Raw genomic sequence first — 12,524 nt, forward strand, 5'->3', positions numbered from 1 at the left:
TCCTAACACATCTTTTCAAGCAGTTCCATGAGGACCTGACGCTTTTCCTGTTCAGAAATAGCCTGCCCCATTTCTTCAAGCGAAGTTGTAATTTCGTTCAAGAGCAGTTTTGCTCTGTCACTATATTTTGTCTTACTGAACGTCTTAACTACCTCGCTACCATCTTTGTCTACAAAAACAATCCTGTACATTTCGGAAGCATTTTCGTTACTATCCGCATAATTTTTATCAAAGTCCTCTACAGTTTCCTTAAAGGCAGCTAAGTCCTTTAAGAACATTTCTATAGTGTTTGCATTCCAATCATCAATCCTCAAAGATGTGACAGCTTTGCCTAAGCGTTCCATAAACGTTACTTCATCATTGGTAATTGACTTCATCAGCTCAAGGATTTTGCTTTCGTTATTAGTAAACAGATAATTGATGGTATTTTCGCCAAGAGATTCATACCAATCCTTAATAACAGATGTGAGACTTGCATTTTTCGTGTTCTGTCCTCCAAATATAGTTTTCACATCAGAAATTAGCACATTGATAAGGTTGCCCTTTGCCATATCAAAAGCTTGTTTAGTTGCTTTTATATGATTAAGAATCATGAGATTAAACTCATTCATTCCAAAGAAAGTAAATATCTTTTCAAAAAGATATTCTCTGGAATTGTTATCAATCTGTCTTAAGCTATTAATAAACTTTTTTTGTTCTCTCGGAACAGGTTTATTAGACTCCTTGCTATTGATACCACAATAAATTTTACTCATTTCTTTAACGTACTTTGGTAACGACATATACCAACGATTCATAGCAAACACAATAAAGGAAAAGCTGTTATAGGCCTTTTCCTTCTCAATAACATATTCACTAAAGATGCTTTCAAGTTCCGTCATGTACTTTGCTTTTTCCTCGTTCCAGTCTTCTAAGAAAACCGAATATTCATCAGGATTTTCATTTATACTGTTTAAAAGATCAGCTGTAATTCTTACCTCGTTGCCTTTATTTTTTATAACCAAGTTCTTTTTACAATGATGTAACACTACAGCAATATAAATCGGGATAACTCCCTTTTTCAATCCAATACCATTTTGTGGAAGAGTTAATGTATCATAAAGCACGCGGAAACTCTGACCGCCACCTACATTAGCACCTGTAAAAAAGTTCTGTATAGTAGTCAGCATATTCCGCATATTTGCATCATCAGGATTTAAGTTAATAACAGGTACATTGTCTGCATTCTGCAAAATTCCTGTTTGAATCAATGTACTTCGCATAATGGATACATCTTGTCCTGTCCCCGTCAATCCTAAGTTCGTGTCTAATTCGTTCTCTAAAAGTCCTGAAATTAACTTCGTACGGCTATTGATAGCAACCGTAGGCAAAACGTTTTTGTTTATGGACTCATTATTGATTATTGGCGTATAAGGATAGATTCTTTCGCAAATATCTGAAAGAAGTGCAGAAATCTGTGCTTTACGGTACAAATTCTTTTTTTCACCCATATAAAAGTATTCCGCACCACCTGTTTCAGGTCTTACGTAAGAAAATATAAAACTACCTATAACTTCCTCTAAATCCTCTATATAAATATCGTATTCATCAGAAAGCAAGTCATCATCTACCACAAGAGATTTAAGCTGCTTTACTGCGCTATACTCATAGGCAATCTTTTCAATTTCGGTATAGATATTTGGGACAACAAAGACAATTCTATTGTGGTTGTGCTGGCCACTTAATAACGCTTTTTTAATAATGTCTATTTCTTCTCGACTATTAGGGATTATGGCGTAAACCATTCCGTCTGCATCTGTTCCTTCGATTTTCCTTTCCCAATTCTCTACAGCCCAAAATTCATTACTGTCGATAAAAATAAAGTCAAAATAACGTGTAATCTCATTTTCGTCGTTGTAGCGAGTCGGATACATATAACTGTCAAAGGTAGATTTATTCAAAATCTCCTTTACGCTTAATGTACTTTTATTTTTCTCAATGGTCTTTATTATCTCACCAGGGATATCTACACCGCTACTTTCTTTGAGTTTTAAGTAATTGTTGCTACGCTTTAGATAAACGATACATTCTTTATCAATCAGTTCGGACAATACTTTACTAATTTCTTTGGTATCTCCAACACTATCTTTGAAAGTATCAGCGATAATATTAAAAATAGGTGGCAGTTTTTCAAACTGCTCGATGATATAAATAAGCGAAATTGTCTTAATGATCTTTGCTCCAAGAGAGTCCGGTTCAACCTTTCGAAGTACATTAGAAGTGAGCTTATACAGCTTATGCGTTTCGCTCGTATAAGGCTCTTTTCTAAGTAGTGGCTCAAAATAGTCATAAATGTAATCAGGAGTAAGCATAGGAAAATCACCCTCTGCTGTTTTCAGAAACGCAGATAGGGTGTACTTCTGATCCGATGACAGAAAGGTAAACAAGGTCCGCTCATTCTGAGCAACTTTTTCCGATAATCTTGGTAATATGAACGTTGAAATAGGATGCAGAGGATAGCAGCCTTTGATTGCTGTCTGCACCATATTTTCGTCTTTTTCATCCAATACTCCGTTCAAAGTAAAACGTTGAGTCAAATCGTCAAATCTGTCTTTATTTTCCTCGCAAAACTTATTCCAAAACGCCTTGTCTTTCTTAATAACAGCAGAAATAATCTCATACATCTGGGAAAAGTTGTTATGTAGATTAATATGCTTAAATCTACCAGACACACCACGCCATCCATCCACTTTTTCTTTCGGTAGGCTGTTGTCGATATAATTGGCAATATCCTTATGACAAATAAGCATTAAATGAATTTGTTTGTTTCCACTACGGTCACACTTCTCAGCAAAATCCTGTAACAGCTTAATGTCACTGATAGTAGCACTCGCGATGCTTGACTCTAAGTATTTACTAAACTCGTCATATATAATGTAAACACCATCATAACCTTTCGTCTGAAGCTTATCTACTACTTTTTCATAAAGTTCTACAACATCAAATCCGAGAAAGGGATTAAAGGTGCTACCAGAGGTAAGGGTAGGATATAACTTCTCAAAACGTTCATAAGCATTAACATCATATTCTTTCAATGCGAGGATAAAATTATCCACTGGCTCACTTAAGGTCTGAGCAAATTTCTCGTAGGTATCCGGGTAGCTTTGCTTCCAAAGCTCTATTGTGTTGATAGAAGCCTTAAAATTGGTTTCAGGCATTAAATCAGCTAAGTTTTCCGATCTTAAAGCCTGCTGCAAAGCATTGAGGAAAGACTGAGTAAGGCTTGCACTGCTTCCGCTGACAATAATAGGGAGCAGTTTCTTATCACTTTTTATATAATCAACCGCAAATTCATAAAGCATTGAGTTGTGTATTTTCATTTTCTTTAAGAGCATATCAAATAAAGTCACATCTTTTTTGAAAAGAAGTGACATCAGCACAAGAATTATGTGCGATTTACCCCTACCGTAGGCTCCAATCAATATCCTTGCCCTTTGAGTTGCGCTTTTGGTCGTGCTAAGGAGCACATCTTCTATAACATCAAAGGACGACATGGTTGGGATAAAGTTTCTTACTTTTTCATCATTGTATAAATCATAGGCAATGTTGACTGAGGTTTGAAAACCTTTTGCAACATTTATCTTTTCGTTAAACATAATTTTGTATCTCCCATGTGTCTTATTTTAGTTGTTGATTGCTCGGTAATATTCTCTTACACACTCCAAAAAGTCTACTTCTCTTTCAATCCGAACAACGTCAAGTCCTGCGGTGCGAACTACCTTGATATATCCCATAAGTTCTATTTTATAAAGCAGATTGGTTAGTGTGATTATATCCAGGTTAAACACCTTACCGGCGTTACAAGTATTGTTTTGAATCGCCGAAATTTTGATTTCACGCTGACCCGCAGCCTGATCCACAATAACTGCAAGCAATATCAGTGGATGCAAGGTATCTTTCTTTGGGGTGGTTTTCTTGTATATCTTTTCCTTTTTATTTGCAATGTCAATAAGTCCAAGCTCACCTAAAGGACAATCGATATTACTTTCCGGCTGTACCTTTTCAGGATTAGATTTAATGCGTGGCACATAGGTGTTAATGATACAGTTGTAATCGTCCTCTAATGAACGCTCCGATACCTCATCATCATTTATACGAATATAGTTGTTTAATTGCACCACAAAGTCATCTCTTGTAAACTCAGACAGTTTAAATTCGTTAAAGAAATAGTACCAAGCAGTGGCATCCGTTTTGTTAGTGGCAAGTTTATAGTGAAGAAGCCACAACGTACCCATTTCCTCAAAATAAGGATCGTTTTCATAAACTACTGTACCAAAATTGGTAAAGTTCTGTACCTTTCTTCCAGCAGGTGGTTCCTCAGTAAGTCCAACTGCCTGAAGCCAATATCGCAACGCCTTTACCATATTTGCACCTATACCTAAAATGTCCATAGGGTTTCCGTTAACACCCATGAAAACCTGTGGGTCATCTTGAACATTTCTCATTCCTTTATTAAGCCAACCTTTTCTGATAAAAAATGTATCATGTGCTCTAAATTTAAACTTCATTATTTCACTCCTAAGCCTTAGTCTTTGGTTTTCAAATATTTATCCATTAAGCAACCGCCATCTAAATACTTAGCAGTGACACACATCTTACACCGCTTGCATTTCTGCTCATTGATAAGATAGGTATCACCATAGACCGAGATAGCACCAAACTTGCACAGAGATTCACATTTTAAGCATTTTCTACAGGCATTGAATTTCCTAACCTGATAGCCAACCATACGCTGTAAATCATCGTGCTTGGCTACATTCAATGTCTTAACTTTTACCGCAAAATCGTATCCATCCTGCGAAAAAGGCTGAATAGATAGTATCGGCACATTGGTTTTTATATCTATCACAATGGTTTCATTGATAAGCTTTCTACCTAATTCCGGCGCAATTCTGCCAAAAGGATTAAAAAGTTGAATAAAGCTATCGTCCACTGGCTTGTTTAGCTTATAAATCTTTGCGTTTTCTTCTGCTGTACAGTTAGTAAATTTTATCTTGACGTCCTCAGCCGCAACAACACCATTTCCGCCTTGTCGGGCTTTCCATTTACCTGTATCAACATAAACCTCCGCATCAGGCTTTCCAATTCTCTTTGCAAAGTCCACAAGAAAATTTCTCCATCTCTCAGCCTGTTCCGGCATATAAATCTGCGAAAGAAACTGCGCTCTTTCGTTATTATTGGGGCAACACCAGCACCCCACACGGTCATAGCCTAACCTGTAAGCATCGTTAAAGTCTATCTGTTCTCCTAATATATAAAGCCATATATCAATGTCTTTCCAATAAAAAATCGGAGAAGCAACCTTTTGTTTTTGTATTTTAACAGCTTCCGCATTATCCTCAATTCGGTTATACTTACTTCGACTTACGGATTCACATTTGCGGATGCCGTAAAAGGTCAAAATATCTCTATCTCGATACATACTGTTTAAAACACGGGTTATCGGACCCGTCTTGAACATTGAACAACACCAGCGGAGCATACGAGCAGGAGGACCAATATCCTCACATACTTTGTAAAAATTCTGTTCCTTGTTTTTAGCTACCTTAAAAATTGCTTTTGGATTGTTCTTTCGGAATCGTTGTGCATACTCCATTGTAAGCGGGAATTCTAAAGTTGTATCCCCAAAAATATGTACAAGACTCGGATCGCTCAATGCTCTCGCTGCCAAATCTGCTGTGACTGTTGAATCCTTACCACCCGAGAAAGAAAGCACAATGCTTTCATGAGGGTATTTTTCGGCTGCAGATTGAATAAAGGCGAATGCTTCATCTTTCAGGTAATTAAGCCTGTCCTGATTGGCTTTTATAAACCTCTCAATAGACTGATTAAAATATAAATAATCATTTTGAACGCTATACTGATCCAGCAACTCCCTAATGACCTTAGGCGAATTTTTTTTATAAAAACTGGTGGTAATCAGCTTTACTTTCCCATCGATGTAATAACGGTTATTAGAAGCCCAGATAGCCTTGTCATGATAAGCAAACGGTTTTGCTCCGATAATTTCTAATAAAAGTCTCTCTTCAGGAAAAACTGGACGCAAATCAGCACAAAGATAAGTGGTGTTTCCATTACAAAGAGTGCAAATATTTTTATCTATACTGTTAGCCGCTTTAATAATCGGCACTTTACATTCATCACACCAAAAAACTTCATAGGGTATGTCCTGTTCAGTCACACTCCCACAAAGCTCACACCTTTCATCCTCTGTTTCTCTATTACAATTTTTGCACCACAAACGAAACACCTCCCTCACTATTATATTGTATCATTTCATCTGTCCCAAAAAACGGACTTTGTTTATGCACTAATGAAGAAAAAATTATTCCGGCTTATAGTATTCGAGTAAATCTCCCACAGTACAATCAAACAACTTACACAACTTACTCAGGGTTTCATAATCAATACGCTGCATTTTATCGTGATAAAGATTAGAGATTGTTGCCCTTGAAAGCCCTGTTTTCTCATAAACATCCTGTATATTATAGCGGTTTTGCCCCATCAGCGTTGACAGCTTACAGCGTATAGCCATTTCAGCGCCTCCCTGTAATATAATAATTCAATATACAGTTTAGCATGATTTTACCAATCGGTAAATAGATATATGCTTATTTTTTTATCATATCTAATCATTATAAACTCATATTAGTTTATACTTCTTTTTTCACCTGTAGATATTAGTTCACCTGTATATTTCAAGGGGATGCGCCTTTGGCCTGCCCCCCAGCCCACGAAAAGTTATAAGTCGGATATGCCATGTTAGTACTAATTTCCTTAGTTGGCTTATCTTGAACAAAAAGGGCTGCCCCCAGCTCACGATTGATACATGCTTCTCCCTTTACTCCCAGCTCTTTTTTTATACTACCATTCTCTTTTACCTGCTCTGACTGCTCCCTCTCCACTTCGGGTGACTTAGATTCTTCTTTCTTTGGTTCAACAATATTCAGTGTATAGAGGTTTGAAGTCTGTCCCCCATGTTTGCGTTCTGTATCAAAACGAGCTTCTTTAGTAATAAAACCTGCTTTCACCAGGTCATCTAAAGCTCTTTTTACTGTATTGACACTGTATCCGCACTCTTTTGCTATGGTTTTAATGGACGGAAAGCATTGTCCGTCCTTATTACAATGGAGGGCAAGACAGTTTAATACAAGCCTTGCCCTCGGTTTCAAATCTGATTGAAATGCATTGGTCATATATTCGATTTTTGCCATGATACCCTCCTGTTTCAATTACTACCGGAAAAAGCTCTCCTTACAGCTTTCTTTCCGTTATGATATATTCCTTTACGATAGGATGATAGATATGTCCGTTGATATTGTCGTTAAACAAGTCATGAGAAGCGTCAGCAATCATCAAATCTGCTCCAAATGTAGCCTTACAGTCGCTTTGAAATTCCAAAGGCACACTTAAAGCCATCTTAAAAGTTGATAAATTCTTGCATAAATGCAGCAACTTTGAGTAATTTGCTTCTTCATAAGGCAAAAGGCTTCCACAGACCAGCCTGATGGCTGCTTCCTTGAATGCATTGGTTAATTCCTTAATTACTCCACAGTCATAAATGATAAAATTGTAGTCCTTATCAATTTCATTGGTTAAAAAGCAGTCTACATCGCCAACAGGATAGTGTTCTCCTGCCTTCTCATAAGTATATCTCTCAATCAAATAATGCAGATGTCGGTTCATGTTCATTTCAACATAACAGGCGGTAGCCCCCCTTGCAATCAGCCAGTTTGCAAAATTAAATGCCGTTACTGTAACACCATTCCTGCGTTCAGCTCCGGCAACAGCAATCTTTATATTCTTTGCACTCCACTTATATCTTGGTATTTCGATTTCCACAGATTCCTTAATTTCAGATGGTACAATTTTTAGTTCTTTTTTAGTCAATTCCTCAGCCTGCTTATATCTCTGCATACCGGCTTCAGACAAACATTCTCTAATCTCACACTCTAAATCCTCCACAGTGCTTGCAGAAACAATATCGGTAACCCCTATTCCGAGTAATTTATCAATATATGCTTTTTCATTATCACAGCCGGATAAAATAACAATAATTCGAGCATTAAACATCATTTGAAAAGATTGCAGGGCGACGATAAAATCATCGAGACTATCCTCAATACACCCGATATCCACCATGAAATACTTGCAGCTCTGATAATTCCTCATATCTTTAACTACAAACTGTTTTAAAGTAAATCTGCCCACAAGCTTTTTTATAACTACTTCCGTTTTATTGCTCTGTGCATGCTCATTTTCTTCTTCCAAGAAATCCGTAAGATCACTTTTCCCGCTACTGGACAGATATAACAGCATTGCTCACACCTCCAAAATGCAAATCATTTATCTTTTCTTTATCTTTCAAATGATTGGTCATTAACAAAACTATACCCACAATGACAATCAATATATAAACAATCAGTTCAATCATTTTTTTCCTATTCATACTCCACCTCCTGCACTTCTGCTTATAATCCAAAACGGGCCTCCTGCTCCTGCACTCTTGCTGGCTTCGTTCAAGATAATAGATAAGTCCCATTCCTGTTTGCTTCTTTTATTACTTGCCGGGTCTGCTACTAATATTTTTCCTTCTTCTGTTACTCCACGAAGCACGATAAAATGTCCACTTGATGTAAAATGCCCTTTCGTCATAATGGCAACTACCATTTTGCCTGACGAAAGAGCATCTACAATACGTTGTGATTCAGTTGCCGAACAGCCTTCCACATCCAAGCCGAAAGCCTTCGCAGCTCCGGGGATTAAAGCATGGTAAGAACCGCTGCTTTTACACCAATACCCATTCTCATATGACCATTTTGACATTTGTACCGGATCTATCATGGTATTGGTAAGACTTGATACTACCATAGCCATAGAAGTTGGGCCGCAAGCATATCCACCTATAGTATCTGTTCCGTAGGGTTTATCCGCCCATCTGCTGTCAAGCTGATTATAATAAACAACAGGCGTCTCTCCCTGATTGTAAATTGTGACTCCCTCATAACTTTTACCATAATTGTCTATATAATCGGGATCGGTTTGCAAAATGCTTTGATACATGCCAAAGTCATTTTGAAGCTGCTCAACTGCTGTCAAAGCTTCACCATTAAAAAATTGTCCTAAAAACTCTAAAGGATGGGTAAGTATATAAAAAAACATTGTGATAATGAGCAATACAGCCATTAACGGTGTAAGGATAAGTATCAGCAGTCTTTTCCTCGCTTCCGCATCAGTAGCTGTTTTTATCGCTAAATGTGTAAGCAGCTTTGACGTTATCGGATCAATTGCCAATAGTTCCACCCCCTTGAAAATTATTAAAAGTGCAAACAAATCATTGCTTGCACCTTGTATTTTCCTATCTTCCTCCGGCTTTGCCCATGTAGTTAAACTTGTATTCCGGTATTTCAAAATTTACGTGAAGCCGCTTTGAGCCTATGACAAATAAAGCATGACCACGCCTTTTGCTTTCCAACAGTTCCTCCTCAGCCTCGGTAAGATTATAAAGCTCTTTTGTTTCCTTTAAGTTCTGACCGTCGCATCCCATAATCAGTTTGATGCAGGGAATATCCAACAGTGCCTGACCATACATCTTGATTTCAGGTGAAAGGAAGTCCACTACACTGTGGGAAATAATAATCAACCCTGCTTCATACTTTCTTGCTCTCTTTTCTACATTACGCAAGAATGCAAGACTCTGAGGGACCTGGGGATCAATCATCAGATAGGCTTCATCACAAATCAACAATACTCTTTCGGACCTGTCTTTACTCATTTGTTCCCAACACCAGCCAAGCAAATTGAAATATTGTGTCCTTTTGATGTTATCACTTGTATTTTGCAGACTGTGAGTATCTAAACAAATACAGCGAGTATGGGTTTTAATGCTGCTGTGCCCATTCCATAAGAAGCTGTCACTGCCATGTGCTATGTCATAAAGGAGCAGTAGCAAATCACGATATACCTGATCGCTTTTATTTGCTTTCACCTTTTCTTCAATCAAACTATAGAGATCGCTGAAAGTTGGAAACTGTTCATTGGCAAAGCCAGAGATATCCGTGTCCCAATCAATTCCGAATTTATAGTACAGCTCTACGATACTCTGTTTAAGAATTGCTTTTTGCATATCCTTAAGACTCGGCAGATACAACTGAAAGAATATTTCCAGATTCTTAATATGAAGCGCCATATCACTCATACCATCTGCATCATCATAAAGCTTGCCGCCTTTTTCTTCAGGCTCATCTTCACTGTCGCGCGGTGCTGGCCGAATTTGCAATGGATTGATTCTTCCATTGTTGCCGCCACCGGCGTTAATCCAGTCGCCATTTAGATTAAGGCATAAATCTCTATACTCTGATTCAGGGTCGATAATAAGGAGCTTTGTGCCTTTCATGTATTCAGACAACATAATGTGTTTTACGGCTGTTGACTTGCCTACACCCGCAACACCCATTACGACCATATTGGAGTTGGTACGGTCATTGCCACGCTTCCAGGTATCTACGATAACAAGTCCACCATTGTTATCCTTCGCAAAATAATAGCCATTACCATCATTAAACCCTGAGCTTGCAAAGGGAAACCCTCCCACAAAGGTACTCATGGGAATTATGCGCTGTACAATATTTTCAATCACAGGATTGGTAGGATAGGTCGGTGATATGGTTTGCAGTCCTTCTTTTTGCAAATTAGCAAGCGTTCTTACCTTGCATTTCATAACATTGATGACACTTTCCACCCTACGGCTCACCTTTACAAAATTTTTCTCATCATGGGCAATCGGCATAATAGAAAGGCTCATCAGTGCTACTGTTTCACCGTTTTGGTCGATTTGGAGCATAATGCGCTCTCCGTCCTCAACTGCTTTTTCCGCTCGCTGACGAGTTAAGGGGTCTTTTGCACTTTCTGCAGCTCCACGGTTTTGAATGATGCTCTTACTAATAGCAGAAATTAAAGCACCATTGTCCACCGGCTTAATACCGATTGAAACAATGGTGCTTGGAATATTGGTTATCTTGGAAAGCCAACCTACATCAACCTTTTGTGGATATCTAACAACTCCATAAATCTTGCCTGTATTTTCTCCGACAATCAGACTGTTTCTTTTAATTTCTAATCCCATAGGCGTAATAACATTTAAAAGAGCTTCATTTACAGGAACAAATTCTGATTTAGGCTTTTTAATTCCAATCACAGTACAACACCTCCGCTTAGAATTGGAATACTCGGCTCGAAACTGGTATCTTCCAGGTGCATATAGGCAGGATTATTGATAAAATTGCAAAGCCTTACAATATCCTGTTGTTCCAAAATATCGCAGCCGATTCCATTGTCCGTAAAATTACTTGCAAACTCTTTTGCTTTCATCAGTAAATCTTTTTCAGTCCCCTGCTCTGCCTTATCCCAAATAACTACATAAAACTGGCGTTCCACCACTTCACCAGATAGAGCAAAGGTACTCATTTCAAGGATTTCCTGCTTTAAAAGCTCTTTTTGCTTCGAGTCGCTCGTTATAAGAAGCTCTGAAAGTTCTGCAATAAGCGGTGAAATATCTACCGGTCTTGAGACAGCAATGAATTTAAAGGGATATTGTATGCTCGACATATTAGCAGTAAGCTGCTTAATTATAATGTTTTTTTCACTTTTGCTGAATAAATCAATGCTGATTGGATTGATTTTTAGATAGCATAAAATCAGACCATCTCCTGTATAGAGGAACTTACCTTTAATGTCCTTTACATTAACAAACTCATTGGCTGTTTTCCGCTCTTCACCTACTTGAAGTGCCTGTTTTTTCTTTTTCTCTGAAATCTTGATAAAAAGAAATGCGCCCCCTCCAAGGACAGCGCATATCACAATCATAATGATGGGAAAAATCATTATGATTCCACCTCCAATTCTTCGTTTTCCATATTTCTATAAGGTTCTTGTAGTTCTCGGTTCAACTCTTTTGCTTGCACCGATTGCAATAATAGGTCATAAACACCTGAACCTTTTTCAAAGATTTTCGCAGCTTCAAAAAAATCAGTTATACCTCGTTCCTCAGTATAGGAAATTGTTAAGTTTACATTATGGAGGGCATGGTCAATGGGTATGGTGAAGCTGCCCATTCCGGGATGATAAAAGCGGTTGTATTCCACTAATGCATGGTTTTCATCAAGGTTAAGAGTTACTCGTATTTCAAGCATTCCATGTGTATCAAAGTCCTTATCCTCGCTCTCGGTTTCCTCCGAAGTTAGCGGTTCAAAGACAAGTTCTGTCATATCTTCTATTTCCAAATATTCTCCGCTATAGCTCAAATGCCCGAAAATCTCGGAAATACTTTTCTCAGGATACTGATTTTTTTTGATGTCAAAGGCATTTTTCAGTCGATAGAAACCGCTGAAAACTGTTCCTGCACCCCAATGGGTATAGTAACCTGTAGTTTTATTGTTCTCTGTCACCTTAAAAAGGCCACGATGCCCCACCATCTTCACCTCCTG

General features: G+C 38.0%; 11 protein-coding genes. All 11 read right to left on the bottom strand.

The genetic code is table 11. The features are described 5' to 3' along the window. Nucleotides 1–2: 2 nt before the first annotated feature. The 11 genes from Bccel_RS14465 to Bccel_RS14510 all read right to left on the bottom strand — a co-directional run bounded on the left by Bccel_RS14465 (nt 3) and on the right by Bccel_RS14510 (nt 12,512). Entirely contained in the window at nt 3–3,635 is a 3,633-nt protein-coding gene (locus tag Bccel_RS14465) for a hypothetical protein (RefSeq protein ID WP_036944773.1), read from the bottom strand. Between the two features lie 27 nt (nt 3,636–3,662). Next, nucleotides 3,663–4,547 (bottom strand): DUF4007 family protein, encoded by an 885-nt coding sequence (locus Bccel_RS14470; RefSeq protein ID WP_028308407.1) that lies wholly within the window; start codon nt 4,545–4,547, stop codon nt 3,663–3,665. Nucleotides 4,548–4,564: 17 nt separating this feature from the next. After that, nucleotides 4,565–6,280 carry a phosphoadenosine phosphosulfate reductase domain-containing protein gene (locus Bccel_RS14475; RefSeq protein WP_036944772.1) on the bottom strand — a complete coding sequence of 572 codons (1,716 nt, stop codon included), beginning with the start codon at nt 6,278–6,280 and terminating at the stop codon, nt 4,565–4,567. Between the two features lie 84 nt (nt 6,281–6,364). After that, complete coding sequence (locus Bccel_RS14480; RefSeq protein ID WP_028308405.1) at nt 6,365–6,574, bottom strand: helix-turn-helix domain-containing protein; 210 nt, start codon at nt 6,572–6,574, stop codon at nt 6,365–6,367. A gap of 163 nt (nt 6,575–6,737) precedes the next feature. Then, entirely contained in the window at nt 6,738–7,253 is a 516-nt protein-coding gene (locus Bccel_RS28930; RefSeq protein ID WP_152966023.1) for a helix-turn-helix domain-containing protein, read from the bottom strand. 40 nt (nt 7,254–7,293) lie between these two features. After that, nucleotides 7,294–8,358, bottom strand: a complete 1,065-nt coding sequence (locus Bccel_RS14490; protein WP_028308404.1) for a hypothetical protein — start codon at nt 8,356–8,358, stop codon at nt 7,294–7,296. Beyond that, a complete protein-coding gene (locus Bccel_RS30745) occupies nt 8,336–8,488 on the bottom strand; it encodes a hypothetical protein (protein WP_162838933.1) in 153 nt (50 codons plus the stop codon). Before Bccel_RS30745 ends, Bccel_RS14490 begins: the two co-directional genes overlap by 23 nt. After that, nucleotides 8,485–9,333 (bottom strand): C39 family peptidase, encoded by an 849-nt coding sequence (locus Bccel_RS14495; protein WP_028308403.1) that lies wholly within the window; start codon nt 9,331–9,333, stop codon nt 8,485–8,487. Before Bccel_RS14495 ends, Bccel_RS30745 begins: the two co-directional genes overlap by 4 nt. 64 nt (nt 9,334–9,397) lie before the next feature. Then, the gene (locus Bccel_RS14500; RefSeq protein WP_081927160.1) at nt 9,398–11,236 is read right to left on the bottom strand and encodes a VirB4 family type IV secretion system protein; all 1,839 of its coding nucleotides are present in this window, start codon (nt 11,234–11,236) and stop codon (nt 9,398–9,400) included. Further along, nucleotides 11,233–11,922: a hypothetical protein gene (locus Bccel_RS14505; protein ID WP_036944770.1), complete on the bottom strand. Its 690-nt coding sequence runs from the start codon at nt 11,920–11,922 to the stop codon at nt 11,233–11,235. Before Bccel_RS14505 ends, Bccel_RS14500 begins: the two co-directional genes overlap by 4 nt. Further along, a complete protein-coding gene (locus Bccel_RS14510) occupies nt 11,922–12,512 on the bottom strand; it encodes a hypothetical protein (protein WP_036944769.1) in 591 nt (196 codons plus the stop codon). Before Bccel_RS14510 ends, Bccel_RS14505 begins: the two co-directional genes overlap by 1 nt. Nucleotides 12,513–12,524 lie beyond the last annotated feature (12 nt).

The organism is Pseudobacteroides cellulosolvens ATCC 35603 = DSM 2933, from assembly GCF_001262605.1.
Taxonomy (GTDB): domain Bacteria; phylum Bacillota; class Clostridia; order Acetivibrionales; family DSM-2933; genus Pseudobacteroides; species Pseudobacteroides cellulosolvens.